At 57.1% G+C, this 23,402-nt stretch carries 21 protein-coding genes; 13 read left to right on the plus strand and 8 right to left on the minus strand.

Going from position 1 to position 23,402, the window contains the following annotated elements:
* Window positions 1–46 precede the first annotated feature (46 nt).
* Window positions 47–1,792 (plus strand): sugar phosphorylase, encoded by a 1,746-nt coding sequence (locus LG327_RS10320; protein ID WP_404361727.1) that lies wholly within the window; start codon window positions 47–49, stop codon window positions 1,790–1,792.
* A gap of 79 nt (window positions 1,793–1,871) precedes the next feature.
* Here the strand turns inward: LG327_RS10320 and LG327_RS10325 are convergent, their stop codons facing one another.
* Both LG327_RS10325 and LG327_RS10330 read right to left on the minus strand, forming a co-directional pair.
* Window positions 1,872–2,846, minus strand: a complete 975-nt coding sequence (locus tag LG327_RS10325; protein ID WP_404361728.1) for a diguanylate cyclase — start codon at window positions 2,844–2,846, stop codon at window positions 1,872–1,874.
* 20 nt (window positions 2,847–2,866) lie between these two features.
* Window positions 2,867–3,883: a response regulator gene (locus tag LG327_RS10330; protein WP_404361729.1), complete on the minus strand. Its 1,017-nt coding sequence runs from the start codon at window positions 3,881–3,883 to the stop codon at window positions 2,867–2,869.
* Window positions 3,884–4,258: 375 nt separating this feature from the next.
* Here LG327_RS10330 and LG327_RS10335 point away from each other — a divergent pair, with 375 nt between their 5' ends.
* Window positions 4,259–5,128 carry a hypothetical protein gene (locus LG327_RS10335; RefSeq protein WP_404361730.1) on the plus strand — a complete coding sequence of 290 codons (870 nt, stop codon included), beginning with the start codon at window positions 4,259–4,261 and terminating at the stop codon, window positions 5,126–5,128.
* Window positions 5,129–5,228: 100 nt separating this feature from the next.
* Complete coding sequence (gene sbcB / locus LG327_RS10340) at window positions 5,229–6,674, plus strand: exodeoxyribonuclease I (protein ID WP_404361731.1); 1,446 nt, start codon at window positions 5,229–5,231, stop codon at window positions 6,672–6,674.
* A 166-nt stretch (window positions 6,675–6,840) separates the two neighbouring features.
* On the opposite strand, the gene LG327_RS10345 is transcribed toward sbcB, so the two are convergent.
* From LG327_RS10345 to LG327_RS10355, 3 genes are all read right to left on the minus strand, one after another.
* Window positions 6,841–8,841 carry a tetratricopeptide repeat protein gene (locus tag LG327_RS10345; protein ID WP_404361732.1) on the minus strand — a complete coding sequence of 667 codons (2,001 nt, stop codon included), beginning with the start codon at window positions 8,839–8,841 and terminating at the stop codon, window positions 6,841–6,843.
* 198 nt (window positions 8,842–9,039) lie between these two features.
* Window positions 9,040–9,174 (minus strand): hypothetical protein, encoded by a 135-nt coding sequence (locus LG327_RS10350; protein ID WP_404361733.1) that lies wholly within the window; start codon window positions 9,172–9,174, stop codon window positions 9,040–9,042.
* Window position 9,175: 1 nt separating this feature from the next.
* A complete protein-coding gene (locus LG327_RS10355) occupies window positions 9,176–9,415 on the minus strand; it encodes a type II toxin-antitoxin system Phd/YefM family antitoxin (RefSeq protein ID WP_404361734.1) in 240 nt (79 codons plus the stop codon).
* A 125-nt stretch (window positions 9,416–9,540) separates the two neighbouring features.
* Here LG327_RS10355 and LG327_RS10360 point away from each other — a divergent pair, with 125 nt between their 5' ends.
* The 3 genes from LG327_RS10360 to LG327_RS10370 all read left to right on the plus strand — a co-directional run bounded on the left by LG327_RS10360 (window position 9,541) and on the right by LG327_RS10370 (window position 10,988).
* The gene (locus tag LG327_RS10360) at window positions 9,541–10,038 is read left to right on the plus strand and encodes a plasmid pRiA4b ORF-3 family protein (protein ID WP_404361735.1); all 498 of its coding nucleotides are present in this window, start codon (window positions 9,541–9,543) and stop codon (window positions 10,036–10,038) included.
* A 150-nt stretch (window positions 10,039–10,188) separates the two neighbouring features.
* On the plus strand, window positions 10,189–10,782 hold the full coding sequence (locus LG327_RS10365) for a hypothetical protein (RefSeq protein ID WP_404361736.1): 594 nt from the start codon (window positions 10,189–10,191) through the stop codon (window positions 10,780–10,782).
* Window positions 10,779–10,988 carry a hypothetical protein gene (locus LG327_RS10370; protein WP_404361737.1) on the plus strand — a complete coding sequence of 70 codons (210 nt, stop codon included), beginning with the start codon at window positions 10,779–10,781 and terminating at the stop codon, window positions 10,986–10,988. Before LG327_RS10365 ends, LG327_RS10370 begins: the two co-directional genes overlap by 4 nt.
* A 157-nt stretch (window positions 10,989–11,145) precedes the next feature.
* On the opposite strand, the gene LG327_RS10375 is transcribed toward LG327_RS10370, so the two are convergent.
* Entirely contained in the window at window positions 11,146–12,285 is a 1,140-nt protein-coding gene (locus tag LG327_RS10375; RefSeq protein WP_404361738.1) for a flagellin, read from the minus strand.
* Window positions 12,286–12,659: 374 nt separating this feature from the next.
* Here LG327_RS10375 and LG327_RS10380 point away from each other — a divergent pair, with 374 nt between their 5' ends.
* The 7 genes from LG327_RS10380 (at window position 12,660) to LG327_RS10410 (ending at window position 20,710) form a co-directional block, all read left to right on the plus strand.
* Window positions 12,660–13,787 (plus strand): flagellin, encoded by a 1,128-nt coding sequence (locus LG327_RS10380; protein WP_404361739.1) that lies wholly within the window; start codon window positions 12,660–12,662, stop codon window positions 13,785–13,787.
* 179 nt (window positions 13,788–13,966) lie between these two features.
* A complete protein-coding gene (locus LG327_RS10385; RefSeq protein WP_404361740.1) occupies window positions 13,967–15,100 on the plus strand; it encodes a flagellin in 1,134 nt (377 codons plus the stop codon).
* A gap of 86 nt (window positions 15,101–15,186) precedes the next feature.
* Window positions 15,187–15,621, plus strand: coding sequence for a flagellar protein FlaG (locus LG327_RS10390; RefSeq protein ID WP_404361741.1), 435 nt, complete (start codon window positions 15,187–15,189; stop codon window positions 15,619–15,621).
* A gap of 398 nt (window positions 15,622–16,019) precedes the next feature.
* The gene (gene fliD / locus LG327_RS10395) at window positions 16,020–17,999 is read left to right on the plus strand and encodes a flagellar filament capping protein FliD (protein WP_404361742.1); all 1,980 of its coding nucleotides are present in this window, start codon (window positions 16,020–16,022) and stop codon (window positions 17,997–17,999) included.
* A 36-nt stretch (window positions 18,000–18,035) separates the two neighbouring features.
* Entirely contained in the window at window positions 18,036–18,443 is a 408-nt protein-coding gene (gene fliS / locus LG327_RS10400) for a flagellar export chaperone FliS (protein WP_404361743.1), read from the plus strand.
* A gap of 143 nt (window positions 18,444–18,586) precedes the next feature.
* Window positions 18,587–19,423 carry a substrate-binding periplasmic protein gene (locus tag LG327_RS10405; RefSeq protein WP_404361744.1) on the plus strand — a complete coding sequence of 279 codons (837 nt, stop codon included), beginning with the start codon at window positions 18,587–18,589 and terminating at the stop codon, window positions 19,421–19,423.
* A gap of 75 nt (window positions 19,424–19,498) precedes the next feature.
* Window positions 19,499–20,710, plus strand: coding sequence for an argininosuccinate synthase (locus LG327_RS10410; protein ID WP_404361745.1), 1,212 nt, complete (start codon window positions 19,499–19,501; stop codon window positions 20,708–20,710).
* An 81-nt stretch (window positions 20,711–20,791) separates the two neighbouring features.
* Here LG327_RS10410 and LG327_RS10415 read toward each other — a convergent pair whose 3' ends face one another.
* Together LG327_RS10415 and LG327_RS10420 are read right to left on the minus strand one after the other, a co-directional pair.
* Complete coding sequence (locus LG327_RS10415) at window positions 20,792–21,829, minus strand: AraC family transcriptional regulator (protein ID WP_404361746.1); 1,038 nt, start codon at window positions 21,827–21,829, stop codon at window positions 20,792–20,794.
* 371 nt (window positions 21,830–22,200) lie between these two features.
* Window positions 22,201–23,172 carry a response regulator gene (locus LG327_RS10420; protein ID WP_404361747.1) on the minus strand — a complete coding sequence of 324 codons (972 nt, stop codon included), beginning with the start codon at window positions 23,170–23,172 and terminating at the stop codon, window positions 22,201–22,203.
* Window positions 23,173–23,402: the final 230 nt, after the last annotated feature.

The following is a 23,402-nucleotide window of genomic DNA, read 5'->3' on the forward strand; positions in this document are numbered from 1 at the left end:
GCGCCCCGTTAAACAGTCAGTTAAAACAGGAGTCGGAGCTGCATTCATGGGACAGGAACTGACCGCAAAGCTTGCAACCATGTTGAGGGTGGTTTATCCGGAGCTGGACACCGAATACCTGGCGGACCAGCTGATCGAGACTCTGGGAATAGCTTCCGATGCCGAGCCGCCAGAGCCCCATGACAATCACTGGAACCAGGGCGATGTGTTCCTCATCACCTACCCGGATTCGGTTCTGGAAGAGGGTGAAAAGCCACTGGTTACCCTTGCCGACTTTCTCGGGGACCACCTCCGGGATACGGTGACCGGGATCCACATACTGCCGTTTTTTCCGTTCAGCTCAGACGATGGCTTTTCAGTTATTGACTACCTGGCCGTCAGGAAAGAGTACGGTGACTGGGATGACATCACACGCATCGCTGGCGATTTCAGCCTGATGGCGGACCTGGTGATAAACCATATGTCCGCGCGCAGTGAGTGGTTCGGGAATTTCATAAAGCGGATCGATCCTGGTCGTGATTACTTCTTTGAGGCAGATCCCGGCGATGATCTGAGTAAGGTTGTGCGGCCCCGCACTTCGCCGCTACTGACACCGGTAATGACCGAAGACGGAGAACGGTACGTCTGGTGCACCTTCAGCGCCGATCAGGTGGACCTGAACTTTGCCAACCCCCAGGTTCTGATCGAGTTTGTGAAGATTATCCGGGAATATCTGGCCCGGGGCGTTACCATTTTCCGTCTGGACGCGGTGGCCTTTCTCTGGAAAGAAGTGGGCACGCCCTGCATCCACCTGCAGCAGACCCATGAGCTTATCAAGATTCTCCGGACCCTGATTGAGCATCACACGCCCGATGCGATCATTATTACCGAAACCAATGTTCCCCACCGTGAGAACCTCACCTATTTCGGCAACGCCAACGAAGCTCACGCCATCTACAACTTTTCTCTTCCGCCCCTGCTGATCCAGACCCTGGTTACGGGTAACTGCCGGCATCTGAAGACCTGGCTGATGAGCCTGCCGCCAGCACAGATGGGCACCACCTATCTGAATTTCATTGCGTCTCATGACGGCATAGGCATGAGACCGACCGATGGGCTGCTTACTGAAACCGAAAAGCAGGAGCTGGTCTCAACCCTTGAATCCTTCGGGGCCCGGGTTTCATACCGCAGAACGGAAACAGGGGCTGAACAGCCCTATGAGATGAATATAGCTCTGTATGACGCGCTCAAGGGAACGGCTGCCGGCGGGGAAGACCAGTGGAGCCTTCAGCGATTTGTCTGTGCCCACGCCATCATGCTCGCGCTGGAGGGCATTCCGGCGATCTATATTCACAGTTTTCTTGGCACGCAGAACGACTACCGGCGGGTGGAGGAAACGGGAGTCTCCCGCGCCATCAATCGCAGCCGCTGGGAGAGAGGGGTGCTTGAAGAAAAGCTCGCCGACCCCCTGAGCCACCACCGGGAAGTCTTCCGGCAACTGAAACGGCTGGTTGCCATCCGGCGGGAGCACCCTGCCTTTCACCCCAATGCCACCCAGTTTACCCTCCACCTGGGCCTGCAGATCTTCGGCTTCTGGCGGCAGAGCATGCGCAGGGACCAGTCGATTTTCTGCATAAACAATATCAGCGACGAAGTGCAGCAGGTGGCGCTCACGGACATCAATCTTATCAGTACCGACGAGTGGGTAGATCTTGTTTCCGGTGAAACGATCACCAATCTTTCCGGTACTCTGACTCTCAGCCCATACCAGAGTGTCTGGCTCTCAAACCGGGATATTTCCAGGGAGAAATGAAGTGAGGAGACTACTGGCCACTGAAGAACTGGCACTGCAGGCCCTGAATCCCTGCAGGTGAGGCGGTCTTTCAGATTGCTCAGGGGACGTTAACATCATCACCAAAGACCACCACTCTGTTTCTGCCACTCTCCTTGGCCGCATAGAGCGCATTGTCCGCCTGCTCCAGCCACTTCATGTAGTTTTCCGGCTCGTCGGTCAGGGGCGCTATTCCGATGCTGACGGTGTACTGGATGTCAGCGGCTGAGGTCTTCACCACGCTGGCGGCAATGGTTTCCCGGATCCTCTCGCAGATGGTCCTTGCGCCTTCGGGGTCGGTTTCCGGCAGGATGATGCCAAATTCCTCCCCACCATACCGCCCGGCGCTGTCGGACTGGCGCAAACTGTCCCTGGTGACCTGGGCGGTGTGTTTTATGACTTCGTCGCCCGGAAGATGCCCCCAGGTGTCATTTACCTTCTTGAAGTGATCGATATCAAACATCACCAGGGACACCGGGTTGCCATAGCGCCGGAAGCGCTCATATTCGGCGTCCACCAGGTTTTCCCAGGTGCCCCGGTTCAGCAGGCCGGTGAGCCGGTCGGTCATGCTGAGTTTTTCCAGCTGCTGGTTTGCCCGCTCAAGCGCCATCCGGCCGCTGGCCACGTCCGTCACGTCATAGATCATCAGGCAGATTTTTTCGATCCGGCCATCGGGGCTGGCGAGGGGGCTGATGGTCAGGTTCTGATACATGAAATCTTCGGTGCCGGTGATGGGCCGGGTGTTGCGGAACCGGAAGAGGAAAGGCCGTTGCTCCCAGGAGGTGAAGGCGCGGGTATTCAGAAGGACGACCGAATCCACTTTGCGCCTGAGCCAGGTTTCCGGAAGATCCGGAAAGGCTTCAAAAAGGTTTCTGTCCCGCATGCGGTTGGCGGTGATGCCGCTGTGGTTCTCCATGAAGCCGTTCCACACCTGCACCCGGTATTCCAGATCCAGAACCACCAGCCCCATCTCGACGGACTCAAGCATGTCGACGAGCCAGTGAAAGGCACTGACTTCATTTTCATTTACTGCCATCTATTGCGTCCTCCAGGACATCACCCCGCCAGGTAAAACAGGCCTTTTTCGAGATGGGGAATGGAATCTTCGGTGAGCAGGACCAGAAGATCACAGGAAATGGCCTGGCCTTCAATCTGGTAGTTGATTTCAATCGCCAGCAGCTGTTCCGGATTCCGGCTGTGGTGTTCCAGCAGATCACTGATCCGGCGATGCTGCCCAAGAACCATGGGGTGGCCCAGACCCAGCTTGAGATCCAGCTGGTCGCCAAGGCCCTTGAGAAAGGCGCCAAACAGTATGCTGGACATGTCCATCAGGACTTCGACCTGGACCGCCTCGGAGGAAGGATCATCGTATTGCAGCAGCCTGGCCATGTCATCAAAGCTTGAGTCTGAAAAAAGCAGCAGGGCTTCCCCTGCGATGCCAGCGCCAATAAACCCCTGGCAGACCGCGGAGTAGGATGACTCATCAGCCGCCGAAAGGGCCATGCTCAGTTCGGATTTGGCAATCATGGCCACCCTCGGCACCGGCAGCTTCACAAAGACGTTGAGCAGCCGAGCCAGAAGATCCGCCGCCCGTCCCATCGCCACGTTTGAAACCTCCTGCAGGTACTCGTTGAGGCCGATGGGGGCCGGAGCCGCTGCTGCCGTATTTTCCTCAACCTCAGGCCCCGACTCCGGTTCCTCGCCGGGCCGATAAAGCCCGTAGTCCTGAAGCAGTTTTGCAATCACCTGGGGATCGGTCGGCTTTTTGATGAAGTCTATCGCCCCCATCTTTTTTACACGTTCCCGGGCCTGGGGCTGGATGTCGCCGGACACCACGACGGTAAGAACGGGCAGGTCCTCGCGATTGATGGCTTCAAGGACGCCGTAGCCGTCCAGCTCCGGCATGTTCAGGTCCAGAAAAAGGATTTCCGCTTCACCAGCCCTGAGTTTTTCCAGGCCATCAAGTCCGTCGACGGCAAACAGGGTTTCCACGCCCCAGTCTCCGGGCAGGGCTCTCGCCATCTGTTTGCGGGCCAGTCCTGAATCGTCACAGATCAGCACTTTCGTGGTCATGCAGTGTTTTGAACCTCTGGGTTACCGGCAGATGCTTTAATTTGTTCCAAGTGTAGCAGTCAAGGGCTGTTTTCGCCGTGGCGCGAGTGCCTGGCACTGTCTGGCTGATGAGACCATTAGGGGAAGTGGCACATATGTACCAACAATTTGAAATTTATGGGAATTTGAGATGCACGTCTAAAACAGTGACAGTAGAAGACGTGTCCCGGCCCGATGTGACAGGCGTCACGAAACTGGCCCGCGAGGCCCGGTTATAGTGTCAACACAGTCACTAAAAGAATCAGAAGAAAAAGACCGCGGCTGGATAGAAACATAAAACCACCAGCCTTTGGCGCATGAAACGCAGTGAAGACCCTTACACAGAGACAGAACAATATGATCAGGGAAGCGCTCGATAAAGCGGTCCCCGGCTTGATATTCCTGCTTGTGGCCGGAGTCGCCCATGGGGAACTGACGCCCATTTCCGAGAAGGAAATGGGGCAGGTTCAGGGTCAGGCCATGATAGCCGTGGATCGCACCACAGGAACCACCGAACAGTTCACCCGTTTTACTCTGGGCATGGATGCTGAAATCCAGACCAATATTGAAACCCTGGCGCTCGGCGACGATGGCACACAGGCCGATGTCGCAGTAAACCAGCTCTCGCTGGGCCATATTTCGCAGGACGCCACCAGCGTACAGATCGACGGCAAGACATACGCCGCGGGGGACATAGTGCCGTTTGTTGGCGCCGACCCCTACTTTGAACTTGCCGAGCAGAATGGCGAGGTGGCCGGGTTCCGCTTTGGCCTGAACAGGGCCCGCGGGACCCTGTCCGGGGACATCACCAGCTTCAGCGGTGATCTCGGCCTGCAGCTTGAAGACGACACTGGTACGGCCAGTCAGGCTACGCTGTTTGACTCCACCACCACCGCAACCGACTATCGGGCCACTCATGTTGGTCTTGCCGATGCAGCCACCGACTGCGCTACCGGCGTAAACTGCGCGCCTCTGACCAACCTGAAGACCCTGGATGTGGGTGTTGCCAACCCGGACGGGACCGTCGGTTTTACAGAGGATTTCTTTCTGTCTTTCCAGAAGCAGGCCGTGGAATGGACAGGTGTGGATGGGGTGGTAGAGGCCCCGGCGGAGGCCGGCGTATTCTTCAACCTGCCCACCAGCATGACTCTGGATCTGCCGACCCTTCAGAGCGGAATTCCCCGTGCCCGGACCGAGCACATTGACCGCGGCCTGGGTCTGTTCTGAGCCAGACGCTTCTGTTGGTCCGGTGGTCTGACTTGCGACCCCGGGACTGCTAAACTGCGCCGGTATTTTTCCGATGTAACCGGCGCAGGAGTCGCAGGAAGTGATCCGTTCATTTTACTGGCATGACTATGAAACCTTTGGCGTGGACCCTGTTCACGACCGTCCTTCCCAGTTTGCGGGGGTGCGCACCGACGCCGACCTGAACATCATCGAAGAACCCCTGGTTATTTACTGCAAGCCTTCTGATGATTACCTGCCGGCTCCCGAGGCCTGCCTGATTACCGGCATTACGCCCCAGAAGGCGATGGCGGAAGGTTTTCCCGAGGCTGAGTTCATCAGCCAGATCAATGAAGCCTTCAGCCAGCCCGGCACCTGCGTTGTGGGCTACAACAGCCTGCGATTTGACGACGAAGTCACCCGGCATACCCTGTACCGTAACCTGCGGGATCCCTATGGCCGGGAATGGCAGAACGGAAATTCCCGCTGGGACGTAATAGACATGGTGCGGCTCACCTACGCCCTCCGGCCGGAAGGCATCAACTGGCCAAAAAAGGAAGATGGCAGCCCCAGCTTCCGCCTGGAAGAGCTTACAGTGGCCAATGGCATCAAGCACGAAAGCGCCCACGATGCCATGTCTGACGTGGAGGCCACCCTGGCCATCGCGCGGCTGATCCGGGAGAAGCAGCCCAGGCTGTTTGAGTTTGTCCTGCAGAACAAGGACAAGCATTCCGCCCGGGCCATGCTGGATACCGTGGCCATGAAGCCGGTGTTTCACATTTCTGCGAAATTCCCGGCAACCCGCGGCTGCTGCGCCATGGTCGCGCCACTTGCGGAGCACCCGACCAACAAGAACCTGGTTATTGTTTACGATCTGAGAGAAGACCCCTCGGAACTGATTGAGGCCACCCCGGAGCAGATCCGCCAGCGGGTTTTCACCTCCCAGGCGGAACTGGGGGAGCGGGTTAGCCGCTTCGCGCTGAAAGGCGTTCAGCTTAACCGGTGCCCGGTACTCGCCCCGGCGACCATGCTCAAAAGCCTTTCCCCGGAACGCCTGCAGGAGCTGGAGCTGGATGGTGAAAAGCTGCGCGCGAACCTTGCAATGCTGCGCCAGGCCCCGGATCTGGCCGCCCGCATAGCCGAGGCGTTCGACCAGCCCCACGAAGGCGACCTCACCGATCCGGACGAGCAGTTATACGCGGGTGGATTTATCAGCAAAGAAGACAGACAGAAACTGGACTGGGTTCTGAAGCAGCCAGTGGAAACCCTCGGGGAGACTGACATCCAGTTCCAGGACGGCCGGCTGGCGGAGCTTCTTTTCCGCTACCGTGCTCGCAATTACCCGGAAACCCTGATATCGGAAGAGCAGGAGCGCTGGGAAGAATTCCGCCAGCAGAGGCTGATGCAGCCGAAAAAGGGCTGGCGGTCACTGGAGAGCTATTTCCAGATCCTCCAGGCCCTCGCCGCCGACCCGGAGCTGGAACCGGCGAAGCGGCAGATCCTGGAGGAGCTGCATCTTTATGGGGAATCGCTCATTCCTTACGTTTAAGCCCGTAAGGATTTTTTAGCCACGGAAGACACGGAAGGACACGGAAGCAGCGCCGGGGTCAGGCCCACTCAGGGGGTCAGATCAAGCCTGATCTGACCCCCTGACTCCCGTTGCCCGAGACCTACGCCGGGGTCAGATCAAGCCTGATCTGACCCCTCCATGTTTGTCACCGCCGCCGCACAAAGTAAACAGACAGCGACTGCCCCATCAGACTCTGCACCTGGCTACCCAGGGCTTCCGCCTGCAACTGCTTCTGCACCGGGCCGGTAGCCAGGCTGTGGCCATCGCTGTCACGGGCCTTCACCAGTTTCCAGTCCACCTCGTTGCTCATCATGGCCATCAGCTGTTCAAGCTGGGCGGTGTCCTGGGGGCGGAACCAGCGGTCCTGGCAGCCTCCGAGGCCGTAGAAATCGCTCTCTGATATCAGATCCTGCCAGATGGCGTCCTGGCGGTTGTTCAGCACCATGCGGCGCAGCCGGCGCAGGTTGGCGCGGGTGGCGGTCAGGCCATGCTCCTGGATCAGCTTGCGGATATGACGGTCGCCCGCGCTCTGCTCGGCAATGGCCGTATGCATGTGAATTACGCTCCCGCTCTCCGTGGCGCAGCTCGCCAAGGCGGGCAGCGATACCTCGGTCATGTGCACCGAGGGCAGGCGGCCGATTTCGATCCAGTGCACCTTGTGGCCATCCGCAACAAATCGCTGGGCGATGGACCAGGGCCAGAACACGACGTTGTTGAGACCGAGCTCCTGGGAGCGGCGGGTGGCTTTGGCGATGTTGGCCAGGGACTCATCAACTGCGATCACTTCGACGTCATCGAGATAGCGGGCCAGTTCCAGTGCTCGCTGCCCGGACTCGGCGCCACAGACCATAAGGCGCAGGGTATCCGGCAGGCTAGCCGTGGGCAGTTTGAGCTCGCTGGCCATCAGTGCCTTCAGGCTGGTTTCGTTACGATAGGCCAGGTGTGCCCAGCTGGGCCATGCCTGGGGAACGTCCATCCGGTCCAGACAAAGCTCTTCCGCTTTTTCGTCGAAATTCTGTTTGATGGCTTCGTCAGTGGCCCGCTCGTAATAGCTGCTCGCCATCAGTGTCTGAAGGCCGGGGGACCAGTCGACCAGATTCCACTGGCCCAGCTGCACCGAAAATTCCTGATGAAACAGAGCACCATACATGGCGCTCAGAATGAGGGACCCCGCCATATCGTCCATGGACTCCCCAAGGGCGAACTGGGCGCTGATGCTACCGTTTATCGCGTCAATCAGGTTTGCTTCGTCATCCTCGACCGCCAGGGCATAGCCTGTGCGGTCGGCGTAGAGTGCCAGGGCCATGGCTAGCGTCTGCAGGCCTTCCCGCAGCGCCGCCGTGCCTGCGACTTCGGCGATGACAGCCCGACGTAGCATGCCGGCCAGCTCTTCCACTGCCGGGTCCGGCATCAGGGTTTTCTGCAGGGCCAGTACAAACAGTTCGTCGTCAGCCGCCTCATCGAGGTTAATCTGCGCATCCGGATCATTCAGGTTGTATCTGTGCCGGATGATGCTGGCAACAAAATGCCCCAGTTGCTGATGGGGAAGATCCTCACGACGCAGCAACGCAACGGCGTCCCGGACCAGTTCATCATCCGCCCGGTCGATTTTCAGGTTCTCTGCGCAGACCAGCATGCCGCTATAAATGGACGGCCATTCCAGTTCCAGCTCCACCAGCTTGCGGTAATGCATGTAGGCCACGTCAAAAAGGCCCTGCTGGCGCTTGGCGTGGGCAATGCCGCAGAAAGCGGCGGCGGATTGCCGGTCCAGAGCCAGGGCTTCCTGGAAATATTCCTGGGCAAGGGCAGGGCGCTCGGACGCCAGTGCCCAGTAGCCCAGATTGGTATATTGCTGTGGCTGATGTGCGTCCTGTCTCAGGCTGGTGGTAAACAGCACATGAGCCTGCTCCAGGGAGCCATCGTCCATCTCCACCCGGCCAAGCAGGCCGAGAGCTGCCGCATTCGCCGGTTCCAGCGTCAGCACCTCATTCAGTTGCCCGCGGCATTCCTGGCGTGAGCGGACGCGCTGAACAAATGAGCGCTGGGAACTGTTGGACTCACCGTAGGCCGCATTGGCCTCCAGAAGCAGAAGGGCAACCGCTGCCTTGCTGGAGGCGGAATTCCGGGAATGGTTTTGTGCGTACATGGAACACCTCGTTGTTATCAGGCCGCGGCATGCCCGGCGGCAAGAGACTGCAGGTTTTTGATGGTTTGCAGCTGTATGGGGAGGGTGTTGCGAAAGGTGTGCCAGTTTGGCGATGCAGTGGGCAGTGTTACTGAAGGGCGGAGTTAGTATGGTAGGTCGGATCAGGCGAAGCCGTAATCCGACAAACTCAGAGGCTCCCTAAATCAGCCGGATAGGCCCCGGGTAGCGTGCTACCAGCTCATCAGAGGTTATTAGCAAGAAGCCCTCGGTTTCTGCCTGGGCAACCAGAATTCGGTCGAAGGGATCCTTGTGTATGTCCGGAAGCAGGTTCACGTCAGCCTCCGAACATTTCGATTATTTCCTTCTGGCCCATCCGGTCGAAATCATCCGGCACGGTGAATTCACCTGCCATGAAGCCAATCCTCTTCTGCTGGCCCTCCTCAGGGGAGTCGTAAGCCGTGACACGGGCAACGGGTTTCCCCGCTTTGGCGATGATAAAAGCCTCACCCCTGGCTGCACGCGCAACCAGTTGCGACAGGCGGGTTTTGGCTTCGTGCATGTTGACGGATTCCATTGTGTTCTCCAGTCGCTTAGCTAGTTTAGCCTGGTTTATCATTCACAAACCCGTTGAAGTATCACGCAAACCAGCCAGAACGTAAACTGCGAAGCTGATGACATTCGCTCAACTCAGGAACTCCCATGCCTTCCGGACCCCAAACCGCGTACCAGCTCAAAGTAACCCTCTCCGGGGCCAGGCCGCCAATATGGCGCCGACTGTTGATTGAGCCCGGCACCACCTTCCAGGACCTTCACCGCATTATCCAGGTGGCTATGGGCTGGCAGGCTTCACACCTGCATCTGTTCCAGACAGAAGACGGCGCCCTGATAGGCGACCCGGCCGAGGATTTCGACGGCATGATGAACTTCCGGGATGAAGCCGTTGTGCCTGTCTCAGCTGTGCTGTCCAGTGAAGGGCAGACGCTGCATTACGAGTATGATTTCGGCGACAGCTGGGAGCATCAGATAGTGCTGGAGAAGATCACATCCGGAGAGGCAGGCAACGAAAAATTGCCACGCTGTATCAAGGCCGTGCGCCAATGCCCGCCGGAGGATGTGGGTGGCTTGCATGGCTTCTACGAATTCCTCGAAGCCATGGAGGATATGGCGCATCCCGAGCACATCGACGTTCGCGAATAGTTTGGCGACTGGTTCGACCCGGAATTTGTCGATCTCGACCAGATTAATGCGGATCTTGCCGAGCGCGATGACTGGTTCCCGGAGGATCCTGAGCATGGCGCGCCCGCGGCCAGCGATTTTCAGGGGCTGAGCCCGTCCCAGGTGCATGAGTTGTTACAAAACCCGCTGAACTGCCCTTCTGTTTTCAATCCGCTTTTCGATGCCGAATCGGTGAATGAGCGGCTCGATACAGCCCCTGTTATTCGTATGGCCGGCGTGCTGGTGGAGGCCATGAGAGGCAAAGGCATTCGCCTGACCGGCAAGGGCAATCTGCCACTGAAGCATGTGAAGGCGATGATCGATGCTGGCGGGGCGTCTGTTGTGGCACCGATGGCCCGGTATTCACCGATTCGCTCCGAAGAACACGTGCTGGCGGTCATCCTCACCCGTGTGTTGCTGGAAATCGCCGGCTACACCAAAAAGCAGAAAGGCGTGCTCTCCCTCAAGAAAACCGCAGAAACCAGGCTGGAGAAGAAAGGCTGGTTGATGCTCTACAGGGATCTGCTCTCCACGGCTTTAACCCGGCTCAGCTGGGCCTCAATGGACCACTACCAGGGCTTGGAGGGTGTACGGTACACAGCACCATTCTGCTTCTGGCTGCTGTCGCAGAAAGGTGATGAGTGGCGACCGGTGGATGAATACCTGGACGACATGCTCAGGGCCTTCCCCGGCTCCCACTTGCCGCCTACCCGGTGGTCTACATGAGCGATGAGGCGCAGGCACGATCTGCGCTGCGCTCGAGAATGATAACGTTGCTACAACTCCTCGGCCTGATCGAGCTGGATCCGGAGCATGCAAGGTTGCGGGATGAGGGTGAACAGGTGATGCGGCGGACGGCTTTGTTTGAGGGGATGTTTGTCCGGGTTCAGCTGGGAACTAAAATAGCAGAATTTCCAGAACATCATGTCTAGTCACATTCGATAAAGGTTTCAGTCGATTGGCTGAAAGATCTACTGTCAACTTAAAAGTACTGGAGTAAGTTGCACCGGGCTTTCAGGCTCTCGTTGGCTTGGGCATAAATGAAAAACGGCCGGCAAAGCCGACCGTTTTTGAGTACTACTGGGAGGATTAGCCCTGTAGTAGCTGCAACACCTGCTGGGGCCGGGCGTTTGCCTGGGCTAGGACGGAGAGACCGGCCTGCTGGAGGACCTGGGTGCGGGCCAGCTCGGCTGTTTCAGCTGCGAAATCCGCGTCTCGGATCCGACTGTTGGCGGCTGACAGGTTTTCTGAGGTGGTGCTCAGGTTTGCAATAGTGGATTCGAAACGGTTCTGGACGGCGCCCAGTTCGCTTCTGATTCCGTTGACGGCAGTCAGAGCGGTGTCAATTCGGACGATGGCATCGTTGGAGCCATTCACTGTGGTGATGTCTATCCCATCGACGCCCACAGTCAGGTCAACTGTCGCAGCAGTATCGTCAACAGCTAGAGCCGTGCCGGTGTTGGTCCCGCCCAGGGCAATTGCGCTCAGATCTTCCGGTGATTTCAGCTCGATGCTATCGCCGGCTTCGCTTACGATCGCGAATACGCCCTCGAGTTGACTGTTCATTGTGTCAACAACTTCGTTGATGCTCTCTTCTTTTCCAGTGAAGGTGACGTTTTGCACCTCGGTTCCAACGGTAACTGTAAACGTATCTCCAGTATCGACAGCTTTGGGTGCGGTGAAGTCAACGTCAAGAGCGTTCGCCGTTGCTATGCTACCGACATCGGCTGCACGTGCGCCCTGGGTCAGGTTAACGGTGATCGTATCGCCAGCGTTCGCGCCCACCTGGAACGTTTCCTGTCCAAAGGTGCCATCAAGGACCTTCAGGCCATTAAAGGTTGTCTGGGTAGCAATACGAGTTATTTCTTCAATGCGTTGCTGGACTTCGGCGTCCAGTGCCTCACGGTCAGATGTGCTGTTGGTGGCGTTGGCGGACTGAACCGAGAGTTCACGGATTCGCTGCAGGTTACTCACTACTTCGTCCAGTGCCCCCTCCGTCGTCTGCGCCAGGGAGATACCATCGTTTGCGTTGCGCTGGGCTACATTAAGGCCCGATATCTGAGACTCGAAACGGGTCGATATGGCGAGACCAGCCGCATCGTCTTTCGCGGAGTTTATTCTCAGGCCCGATGAGAGGCGCTGAAGCGCTACGTTCGCATCGCGCTGAGAAGCGTCAAGATTCCGTTGCGCATTCAGTGAAGCAATATTGGTATTAATGATCTGAGGCATGTCGTTCTCCTTGCTCAGAGAAGCCGGAAGCCAAGTGCCTGATCATGAGAAGGCGCCGTGCCGGCCGAAGTTCAAAATAAACGCTCGTGTAACCCCTAAAGCGAATGCTGTGCCAGGTTTATTTTATGTTCACAACCAGTTGTTTTTATTTATTAAAAAACAGAGGTTGATTTATTCGGTAGTCCGCCCTGCCGGTTTCCTGCTGCCTCAAAGAGGAAACAGCTTGCCGCTTTTACAATCCTTAACAATAAAGCGGAAAACTTTTCTCAAGGTTTTCGGGGGAGGGTCGTTAAGCAACACAGCAGAGGCACCCCAAAATTGAAATCGGGCGCCGAGCCTCTATAGAGAAACTTCACAGTTTTAGGAGAAGCATTATGGCTCTCGGTATCAATACAAACGTTGCATCACTCAGTGCTCAGAATCAGCTGAGCAAGTCCCAGGATCTTAGCAACCAGGCGCTTGAGCGTCTGTCCTCCGGCCTTCGCATCAACTCGGCAAAAGACGATGCGGCTGGTCTTGCAATTTCCCAGCGTTTTTCTACCCAGATTCGCGGCCTGGACGTTGCTTCGCGTAATGCCAACGATGGTATTTCTCTGGCCCAAACGGCAGAAGGTGCACTGGTCGAAGTCGGCAATAACCTGCAGCGGATCCGGGAGCTTGCCGTTCAGTCTGCCAATGCGACTAACTCGGATTCCGATCGAGCGGCCCTGAATGCTGAAGTAGATCAGCTGGCTTCGGAAATTGATCGAGTGGCGAATCAGACAAACTTTAACGGTACGAGTCTGCTGGACGGAAGTTTTTCCAATCAGCTATTTCAGGTTGGTGCGGATGCAGGGCAGACGATTGGGATAGGCAAGGTTGTTGACGCTAATGCAGATGCGCTTGGAGGTGCCAAGTTTGCTGCGGACTCAGTGGGCACAGTTACTGATGTAGCTGAGAATGCTCTAGTTATTAACGGTGTTTCGATTGATGCTGTAGCTGCACAAGGTAGTGTGGCTGAGACCGGGGCAGAACTGGCCAGGGTGATTAATGAAAAGTTCGACCAGACTGGAGTGTTCGCCGAGTTTGATGGCACGGACAAACTTACCCTCAATTCTGTTAAAGCAAATCAAGACTTAGCTGTAACCGGTACGCCAGCTGCTTCAGGCCTGAGCACCACCCTAGTCACAGCCGCGGCCTCGACTGAAACATTTGTTAAAGATCTGGATGTTTCAACATTCGAGGGTGCGCAGAAGGCGCTTGAAATCGCTGATGCTGCCTTGGAAGAGGTCACTACAGCTCGCGCCGACATGGGTGCGGTGCAAAACAGATTTGAGTCTACGATCGCTAACCTGGCTACCACATCAGAGAACCTGAGCGCTGCCAACAGCCGAATTCTGGATGCGGACTTCGCTGCCGAAACCGCGAAGCTATCCAAGGCTCAGGTGCTGCAGCAGGCCGGCATTTCGGTGCTTGCCCAGGCTAACGCGCGGCCGCAGCAGGTTCTTTCGCTCTTGCAGTAAGAATAACTGGCGCTCTTTCAAAAGGCGAAGCTTGATACGTGATCAAATCATCCGGTTATGAAATAGCGCCTGAACCGATTAAAGAAATGAACTGGCTGGTCGTTAACTAGCTACAGAGATAGAGAATCTGGAGTAATCACCCATAGATTCGGTTCATAAAGATTTTTAGGAGAATAGTTATGGCTCTTGGTATCAACACGAACGTTGCATCACTCAGTGCTCAGAATCAGCTGAGCAAGTCCCAGGATTTGAGCAACCAGGCGCTTGAGCGTCTGTCTTCCGGCCTTCGCATCAACTCGGCAAAAGACGATGCGGCTGGTCTGGCAATTTCCCAGCGGTTTTCCACCCAGATTCGCGGCCTGGACGTTGCTTCGCGTAATGCCAACGATGGTATTTCTCTGGCCCAAACGGCAGAAGGTGCACTGGTCGAAGTCGGCAATAACCTCCAGCGGATCCGGGAGCTGGCCGTTCAGTCTGCCAATGCGACTAACTCGGATTCCGATCGAGCGGCCCTGAACGCTGAAGTAGATCAGCTGGCCTCGGAAATTGATCGTGTGGCGAATCAGACAAACTTTAACGGCACCAGTCTGCTGGACGGAAGTTTTTCCAATCAGCTGTTTCAGGTTGGTGCGGACGCTGGGCAGACGATTGGTATCGGCAAGATAGTTGATGCCAATGCTGACGGTCTCGGTAGCGCTATGTTTGCTGCTTCTGTTACAAACACAGTGCCTGGCGCTGGTGCAGTTTCTGGGTTAACAATTAACGGCGTCACAATCGATGACGTAGCGGAAAATACCACCGATGCTGCTGCAAAGGCCGGCGAGCTTGCGAAAGCCATCAATGACAAGTTCGATCAGACTGGCGTCTATGCCGACGTTTCGGCTGACGCTATTACTCTGACTTCGGTGAAGGCCGGGGGGGATCTAGCAATTGCAGGTACTGTAACTGGAACTGGTTTCGCAGCCGCGGACAGCACGACAGCAGCTGCCGGGACAGAAACGTTCGTTAAGGACTTGGATATCTCCACCTTCGTAGGCGCTCAAAAGGCACTTGAAATTGCGGATGCCGCCTTGGAGGAGGTCACCACGGCGCGTGCTGACATGGGTGCGGTTCAGAACCGATTTGAGTCTACGATCGCCAACCTGGCAACCACCTCGGAAAACCTGAGTGCTGCCAACAGTCGGATCCTGGACGCTGATTTCGCGGCCGAAACCGCCAAACTTTCCAAGGCTCAGGTGTTGCAGCAGGCCGGCATTTCGGTCCTGGCACAGGCCAACGCCCGTCCCCAGCAGGTTCTGTCCCTCCTGCAGTAAGGGGCTGACCCACCCGGAACGGGTGCCGCAAGGCGCCGGTTCTCGGCCGTGGGGTTCTCTACTAAAGGAAGGAAGTGAGGTGCACCATGAATGACGTAAATCTGAACAGCCCGGATTTGAAGCTGGTTCGCTCCAGTGAACAAGCTCCGGCTCGGGCGTCTGCGTCACCTCTGGCAGAGGGCAGAAATGCCTCCTCGCAATCGGCAATCGACGCTGACAGTACCACCCTTGTAAAGCCTGTGCTGGCTCAGGAGAAAACCACAGCAGAAAAGCTGGAGGCCAGAACTGAAGCACAGCGTGAGGAGCTGGACGGCGCCGTCTCGAAGCTGAACGATTTCGTTCAGAACGTACAGCGGGATCTTCAGTTTGAAGTGGATAACGAAAAGGGCTCAACGATTGTCCGCGTGGTCGATCAGCAAACCCAGCAGGTTATCCGTCAGATTCCCGATGAACTTGCATTGAGGTTGGCAGAGAACTTGCAGCAGGAAGAACCGCTGACGTTGTTTAACATCAAGGTGTAAAAGCTTGCCGCTTTTGGCCTGATGTAGACAACGGTTTTACAGCACCGCCGCACCTGAGATGGACCGGCGGTGTTCTGCGTTTTGGGTATTCGATTAGCCACGGAATCCACGGAAGAACACGGAAGAAAAATAACATCGGCTATTGGCACGAACGATGCGGGCGGGCAGAGATGGTCAGACAGGGGTCAGATCAGGCTTGATCTGACCCCTTTGCGCCGAGGTGTCGTCCGTGGCTAAAGAAGATCTTTTCCGTGTCTTTCCGTGGGTTCCGTGGCAAAAAAATTGCGGTAACAGGCTGTTACAAATCGGTGCCGGTATTTGAGGTGATGGGGCAAAGTTTTGCCGCCTGGTGCCGATAACCGTTATAGACATTCAATAAGCCTCGAGAGGCAATCATTATGGCGATTTCATCACTCGGTGTTGGTTCGGGCGTTTTAACCTCCGACCTTGTAGACCAGTTGGTGGCTGCGGAGCGGAAACCAGCCTCTCAAAGGTTGGCTTTCAACGAGCAGCGCACCGAGGCGCTGATTTCTGCTTATGGCAAGTTGCGAAGCGCAGTTACCGAGCTCCGGCTTCCCATGCGCCAACTGAGTTCCCCGGATAACCTGAAAGCCTTCTCGGCCTCGTCCTCCAATAGCGATGTGGCGGTTTCCGTCGACAGCACCAAAGCCAGCCGCGGCAGCTATACCATTCAGGTGGACAAGCTTGCTCAGGCCCAGTCCCTGGCTTCGGGCAGTTTCGCGGACAAGGATGCGACAACCATCGGCACCGGTTCTCTGACTTTGCAGGTGGGCGACCAGACCAAAACCATTACCGTCGACGGCTCCAACAACACACTGCAGGGGCTCGCCAATGCAATCAACGAGGCAAATGTTGGAGCCTCGGCTGGCGTGATCGACACTGGTAGTGGCTTCCGGCTGGTTATGTCGGCGGATGAGACCGGGGAGGCGAATGCCATCAGCATCGGCGTGACTGATAGTGATGGCAACAACTCAGACGCCGCTGGCCTGTCCCAATTTGCATTTAATGCCACTGACAAGAATCTGACCCAGACGGTTGCTGCGCAGGATGCGGTTGTCCAGATCAACGGCATCAGCGTCAGCCGGCCGACAAACAACATTGAGAATGTAATTGACGGCCTGTCTTTCGAAGTGAAAGCGGAGGGGGCAACGTCTTCCGTCAAGGTGGAACAGGACACAGGTGCTGTGGCAGATCGTGTTGGCGCATTCGTCGACAAGTTCAACGCGTTACAGCAGACCATCAAGGGGCTTGCCGGTTTCAATGCTGAAACCGGGCAGGGGGGCTTGTTGAATGGCGATTCAACAGTGCGCAATATTCAGGGGCAACTGCAGAGTATCCTGGGTCGTGTAGTGCCGGGCCTTGAGAATGCCTCTGTTCGGAGTCTGGCTGACGTAGGCATTACTACGAACTACGAAACTGGTGCCCTGGATTTCGATCGGGACAAATTTGAAAGTCAGCTTAAAGCCAATCCCGATGACGTAACGGCTCTGTTCGCGGAACAGGGCCGGGCTACCGATTCCCAGGTAGAATTTGTTCGAAGCGGGGGGGAGACCGAGGCAGGGCAATACGATATTAATGTGACCCAGCTTGCCACTCGCGGAGCACTGAGCGGCGCTAACGCTGGCACTGCAGACGTTACCATCAACGCAGACAATGACGAACTCTCATTCAATATCGATGGTTCAACTTCCGCCAGTATCACTCTTACTGCTGGCACCTATACCCGCGACGCACTGGCAGCGGAGATTCAGACACAGCTTAATGGCAATTCCGCCCTGGCTGCCGCCGGCCGATCCGTTTCAGTGGCATTTGATGCAGTCGCCGGGACGCTTTCATTCAACTCTGGCAAATTCGGCAGCGACTCCAATGTCAATATAACGGCCGTAGATACGAACACAGCAGCGGATCTGGGGCTGAGTGTCGCAACTGGTACCGCAGGCATTGATGCCGCAGGAACGATTGATGGTCGGTCGGCCAAAGGGGATGGACAGGTACTGTTTCTGGAGAATGATGCCGGCCCGGCTTCGGGGCTCCAGGTACGTATTACCGGAGGCGCAACCGGAGCGAGGGGATCGGTTAATTTCATTGAAGGCGTTGGTGAGCGCACTGTTAATCTGGTGACCAACATCGTGGGATCCGATGGCTCTCTTGAAAGTCGCACAGACAGTCTGCAGCGCACCATGGACAGGATTGCGGAAGATCGCGTGAGGCTCGACGATCGGATCGAGTCTTACCGGGAACGACTGGTGAAGCAGTTCTCGGCGGCGGACTCTCTTATTGCGCAGCTGAACAGCACCCGGGATTACGTAACCCAGCAGTTGGCAGCTCTTGCCCCCCAGAACAACAGAAACAACTAGCCGCGGTAAAGCGCAGTCAAAAACACGAGGTGAATTATGAACGGTCTACAGGCATATCAGCGGGTAAACACCCAAACCAGCATCACCGATGCCGACCCCCACAAGCTCATCCACCTGCTCTACAGTGGGGCGCTTGAGCGGATCAATATGGCGAAAGCCCGCATGCAGGCCAAGGATTTTGCCGGTAAGGGCAAGTTGATAAGTAAAGCTATTGAGATCGTTGGCGGCCTCCGTAGCTTCCTCGATTTCGAAAAGGGCGGCGAGCTGGCACAACGGCTTGAGGCTCTCTACGAATACATGGAACGCACCCTGTTCGAAGCCAACGCCCGCAACGATGTGGCCAAGCTGGACGAAGTCGCCGGCCTGCTACGCCAGATCAAGGAAGGCTGGGATGGCATCCGTGAAGAGGCAACTCAGCCTGCTACAGCTCAGGCCATCGGCTAAAGCGCTGTTTTGGCGAAAAGCCCCGGCCACTTTGCCATAGCGCAGCACCTGTGCTTGACTTCAGGTAGATGAAAAAGAGTGGCCGGGTCGGTGATATGCTGACACCAATGAACGACAGACCAGTCTGATAATGGTCAAAACCCATGCAACTTGCGCTTTTTCCCAGAGGATGTCGCTTTTTCTGCCTCTCCTTTCTGCTTCTGGCGCTGGCCGGCCAGGCTTCCTTTGCTGAAGAAACGCCCCGCCGTGGGCTTCTGAATCCTCAAAACCTCTCGCCATTTCCTGAGCAGTTAACACCGCTCATATTCGCGACCCCCGGGGTATGGCCCTGGGGCTATAAGGAGCCGGGCGAACAGCCAGCCGGAACCCTGGTTCGCTTCGCTGAGAGGCTGTCCGCCGTCGCCGATCTCCCTCTGATGAACAGGGTACTTCCCCACCGGCGTGCTCTGCGGGAACTGGAGACAGGCGAGGCGGATTTCGTGCCCCTGTTCGAGAGCCCCGGGGCCGAGGCTGCAGGTATTCCAGTGGAGCCGATTGTAACCACGAGAGTTCTTGTTGTTAGCCGTGCAGCCGACGATGTTCCCCTGAACATTGAGGGCCTTGCTGGCGAGGCGGTGGGTTATATTCGCGGAACCTGGTACGGGGAGGCTTTTGCGAACAACCGGGAGATCCGCAAGGTCGCTGTGGCTGACCTGAACCAGGCGGTGGAGATGCTGCTTCTGGGGCGGATACGGGCGCTTGTATCTACTGATCATGTTTTTTACCACACGATTGAAGTGATGAACGAGTCGCTTGACCAGTTCCAGGCGGGGGTGGTGATCAGCGAACAGAAGGGCATTCTCTACATGTCCCGAAAGGCCCGTCATCCGGAGCTTTTTCTGGCTGTCCGCAAAGCCATCCGGCAGATGCGGGCGACCGGCGAACTGGAAGAGATATTCCGTTTGCCGGACTGGCCAGAAGTGACAGCAGCCCCGCGATAGCCATTCCCAGCCCCCTCCCGTACAATATGCGCCTTCTTTTAGAAACATCCATTCTGTTCAGGCGGGAGCAAGAGCATGTCTGATATCAACAAGGTGGTTCTGGCCTATTCCGGCGGTCTCGATACCTCGGTCATCGTGCGCTGGCTCCAGGATACCTACAACTGCGAGGTGGTGACTTTCACCGCCGATCTGGGGCAGGGCGAGGAAGTCGAACCGGCGCGGGCCAAGGCCGAGGCGCTGGGGGTCAAGGAGATCTTCATTGAGGATCTGCGTGAGGAATTCGTCCGGGATTTCGTGTTTCCCATGTTTCGGGCCAACACGGTATATGAGGGCGAATACCTGCTGGGCACCTCCATTGCCCGCCCGCTGATTGCCAAGAAGCTGATTGATATTGCCAACAGAACCGGCGCGGATGCCATTTCCCACGGTGCTACCGGCAAGGGCAATGACCAGGTTCGGTTTGAACTGGGCGCCTACGCCCTGAAACCAGGCGTACACGTGATCGCCCCCTGGCGCGAGTGGGATCTGAATTCCCGCGAGAAGCTGCTGGCCTATTGCAGGGAGCGGGATATCCCGGTTGAGATGAAGAAGGGCAAGTCCCCCTACTCCATGGATGCCAACCTGCTGCACATCTCTTATGAAGGCATGGTGCTTGAAGATCCCTGGGCCGAGGCCGAGGAAGAAATGTGGCGCTGGACGGTTTCGCCAGAGAAAGCACCGGACACACCGACTTATATTGAGCTGACTTACGAGAAGGGTGACATTGTCGCCATCGATGGTCAGGCCATGAAGGCCCACGAAGTGCTGGCCCACCTGAACAAAGTGGCGGGTGACAACGGCATCGGCCGGCTGGATATTGTCGAGAACCGCTACGTGGGCATGAAGTCCCGGGGCTGCTACGAAACCCCAGGCGGCACAGTGATGCTGAAAGGCCATCGTGCCATTGAGTCCATCACCCTTGACCGGGAAGTGGCTCACCTGAAAGACAGCATCATGCCCCGCTACGCCGAGGTGATCTACAACGGCTACTGGTGGTCCCCGGAGCGGGAAGCCCTGCAGGCACTGATCGACCAGACCCAGACCTACGTCAACGGCGTGGTTCGGCTGAAGCTCTTCAAGGGCAATGTGGACGTTGTCGGCCGCAAGTCCGATGATTCCCTGTTCGATGAGAAGATCGCCACCTTCGAAGAAGACCAGGGCGCCTACGACCAGAAAGACGCCGAAGGCTTCATCAAGCTCAACGCACTGCGCCTGCGGATCGCGGCCAGCAAGGGGCGCAAGCTTTAAGCCGGTACTTGGGTCACAGACAGGGGTCAGATCAAGCGTGATCTGACCCCTTTCGCGAAGGCCTGCCAGACAGGGGTCAGATCAGGCTTGATCTGACCCCGCCCCCGCCTCAGCTCGAAACATCCCCGGCGTTATCCCGGTCACTGCCTTGAACTTCCTGTGAAAAGACGTGGGTTCGCTGTACCCGAGCCTTTCGCCTATGTCCGGAATGGCCAGATCCGTGTTTACCAGCAGATCTTCCGCCATGGCCTGCCTTACCTCATCCAGTAACGCCTGATAGGAGACGCCTTCCTGGCTCAGCTTGCGCTGTAGGGTGCGGCTGGTCATGCCCAGGTGCTCGGCGATCATGTCCTGCCGGGTGATGCCCTGAAGAAGCTGCTGCTGGATGCTGTGTTTTACTTTCGTGGTCAGTGCGGTGTCGCTCTCCAGTGTTGCCAGCTGGCTGTTGGCATGGGCTTCGAGGGTTCTGCGCAGCAAGGGATCCGGCTGGCGGAGGGGAACGGCCAGCAGGCTTTTTGCCAGCAGCAGGCTGTTTTCAGGGGCACTGAATCTTACCTCGCAGCCCCAGCGTTCCGTATAGGCCTCCGTCTGCTCCGGTGAGGGCGCCGCGCGCTGGAGTGTGACTTCCGTGGGAGCCGCCCCGGTATCGTCCGCCAGCCAGCGGGCATAGCGGATCCAGGAGGCAAATACGTTGTCCACCAGGTGAGGGCGCACCAGCGGGTCGGTCCAGGCGCAGTGCCAGATCAGTCGCAGGTTGTCCCCGGCGTCCTCGAGCTGGGTGACGCCCATGTCTCCCACCAGCTTTTCAAACGGCGCTATGCGGGCAATGGCTTCCCCCAGGGTGGCGCAGCTCATGGTGATGTAGCCCAGCACGCTGTATGAGCCTGGCTGAACAAAGTCCCCGGTTTCAAGGCCAAGTACCGGATTGCCCGTGTGCTCGCAGAGCAGGTGGATGAAGGTCTGGAAGCGCTCGCCTTCGACGCGTCCTTCATCAGAAAGAAGCAGGTCAGGGGAGAGCCCGGCCTGGGAGAGCAGGCTGGCGGTATCGATTCCCTGGTTGCTGGCCGCCCGGACGTACTGCCGGAGCGCGGCGACAGATGCTGAGCCGAGGATGGACATAATGATGGTCTGATTTCCGGGTTAATGAAGGCAGGAGTATAGCAGTCAGGGCTGGGACAGGCAGGCCACACCCGTTGAGGTCGGGGTTGGGTCGGGGGATGGAGTGGTGTTTGATCTTTCCCTTCGTCCACAACAAAAAGGCCAGCTAAGAAGCTGGCCTAAAGATACTCTGGAAAGAACGAAAGTGCCTGAAAAATTCGTTATCCGGGCGGATTTGAACCCATACTGCGACGGAGATACTGCATACTTCCTCTCTGTCATGGGCGTACTTCTCAAATCCACGATTCAATAATAAGGCTTGCCGCTCTTCCCGTCTGTCTGTGAAGTGTGTCGCGTTGTGAACAATTGTTAAAGGCTTCCGGCGGTGTGTATCACGCACTCGCTGCCATATTGGGCGCTGTCTCAACGAACCTTCTGGTTTCGTAGGCGTCCACCAGGCCCTGTACCGCTGCTCTCTCCATTTCCTGAACCGAGGGAGTGCCGCCCTGGGCGTCGGCCTTGCAGAGCACCATGCCGGCTTCCACCGATATATAGCCGGCGGTTGTTTTCAGGGCCTTGTGGTTGATGCCGTCAAACACGCGGCGGAAAGCCGTGGTGGAGCAATTGTCGCTCTGGTCGAAGTGGGCAATGATGGCGTACTGGTTGTCCCCCGCCCGGCACAGGGCATCCATTGGGCGAATCAGGTGGTTCAGGCGGCGGCCTATGCCAATCGCCAGTTCGCTCATGGTGGCGGCGCTGTGCTGGCGCTTGAGGCTCTGCCAGTTGCGTATGCCAACCAGAACATAGGCGGAGGCGCCACCCCGTGACTCGGCCTGGCGCAGGCTTTTGGACAGCCGTTCCCGGGCATAGAGGTTGTTGCAGAGGCCGGTTTCCAGATCAATGATATTGGTCTTTTCCAGCTCGCGGTTGTTTTCCATGAGCAGGGAATTCGCAGTAAGCAGGGTGTTCTGACGGTCTGCCATGCGGTCCGCGGCATAGATGCGGGAAATAAGCTGCTTGGTCATGTCGGATTTGTAGATGAAATCGTCCACGCCGCGGTCGAAGGCTTCCGCCAGGGCCTCAACGCTTTCCCGGGCGGTGAGCAGTATCACGTAGGTGTAGTGATTGTCCTGCTCGTCCTGCTGGCGCACCCTGTCGGTCAGTTCCAGACCGTCCATTTCCGGCATCAGCCAGTCGGCAATCAGCACGCTCACCGCCCGCTCTTCCATCAGCTTCAGGCCGTCCGGCGCATTGTTGGCAATACGTACATCGCGGTAGCCGGCTTTGCGCAGGGCGCGCCCGACAACCATGCTGCTGAATTTGGCGTCGTCTACCACGAGAATCGGAAGATCTAGATTTGGCATTGTCGTCTACTAATCGTCGGTCCATTTCGGGTGCGGTGCCAGCCCGGTCTTGTTATGCTTCGACACCTTCCAGTGGGTCCCTGAAAACTTTCAAAGTTTCCGGGCGAGGGTCATTATAGCCCCTTAAATGAGGACCGCTGTGCATAAATGTAAAACATGCGGAATCAGTCCTCGGGGTGGCGCTATTATCCATCACGACGTGACGGTTTTCGCAATTCCGGAGTAATAAC

Origin of the sequence: Marinobacter sp., assembly GCF_044799475.1 — a bacterium.
Classification (GTDB): domain Bacteria; phylum Pseudomonadota; class Gammaproteobacteria; order Pseudomonadales; family Oleiphilaceae; genus Marinobacter.

Excerpts from the sequence above, each read along its gene's own strand:
- LG327_RS10345 (WP_404361732.1), bottom strand. The coding sequence starts at position 8,841 with ATGTACGCACAAAACCATTCCCGGAATTCCGCCTCCAGCAAGGCAGCG.
- LG327_RS10375 (WP_404361738.1), bottom strand. The coding sequence starts at position 12,285 with ATGCCTCAGATCATTAATACCAATATTGCTTCACTGAATGCGCAACGG.
- LG327_RS10325 (WP_404361728.1), bottom strand. The coding sequence starts at position 2,846 with ATGGCAGTAAATGAAAATGAAGTCAGTGCCTTTCACTGGCTCGTCGAC.
- LG327_RS10385 (WP_404361740.1), top strand. The coding sequence starts at position 13,967 with ATGGCTCTTGGTATCAACACGAACGTTGCATCACTCAGTGCTCAGAAT.
- LG327_RS10360 (WP_404361735.1), top strand. The coding sequence starts at position 9,541 with ATGCCTTCCGGACCCCAAACCGCGTACCAGCTCAAAGTAACCCTCTCC.
- LG327_RS10355 (WP_404361734.1), bottom strand. The coding sequence starts at position 9,415 with ATGGAATCCGTCAACATGCACGAAGCCAAAACCCGCCTGTCGCAACTG.
- LG327_RS10415 (WP_404361746.1), bottom strand. The coding sequence starts at position 21,829 with ATGTCCATCCTCGGCTCAGCATCTGTCGCCGCGCTCCGGCAGTACGTC.
- LG327_RS10370 (WP_404361737.1), top strand. The coding sequence starts at position 10,779 with ATGAGCGATGAGGCGCAGGCACGATCTGCGCTGCGCTCGAGAATGATA.
- LG327_RS10410 (WP_404361745.1), top strand. The coding sequence starts at position 19,499 with ATGTCTGATATCAACAAGGTGGTTCTGGCCTATTCCGGCGGTCTCGAT.
- LG327_RS10420 (WP_404361747.1), bottom strand. The coding sequence starts at position 23,172 with ATGCCAAATCTAGATCTTCCGATTCTCGTGGTAGACGACGCCAAATTC.
- fliD (WP_404361742.1), top strand. The coding sequence starts at position 16,020 with ATGGCGATTTCATCACTCGGTGTTGGTTCGGGCGTTTTAACCTCCGAC.
- LG327_RS10330 (WP_404361729.1), bottom strand. The coding sequence starts at position 3,883 with ATGACCACGAAAGTGCTGATCTGTGACGATTCAGGACTGGCCCGCAAA.
- LG327_RS10320 (WP_404361727.1), top strand. The coding sequence starts at position 47 with ATGGGACAGGAACTGACCGCAAAGCTTGCAACCATGTTGAGGGTGGTT.
- LG327_RS10380 (WP_404361739.1), top strand. The coding sequence starts at position 12,660 with ATGGCTCTCGGTATCAATACAAACGTTGCATCACTCAGTGCTCAGAAT.
- LG327_RS10405 (WP_404361744.1), top strand. The coding sequence starts at position 18,587 with ATGCAACTTGCGCTTTTTCCCAGAGGATGTCGCTTTTTCTGCCTCTCC.
- LG327_RS10335 (WP_404361730.1), top strand. The coding sequence starts at position 4,259 with ATGATCAGGGAAGCGCTCGATAAAGCGGTCCCCGGCTTGATATTCCTG.
- fliS (WP_404361743.1), top strand. The coding sequence starts at position 18,036 with ATGAACGGTCTACAGGCATATCAGCGGGTAAACACCCAAACCAGCATC.
- LG327_RS10390 (WP_404361741.1), top strand. The coding sequence starts at position 15,187 with ATGAATGACGTAAATCTGAACAGCCCGGATTTGAAGCTGGTTCGCTCC.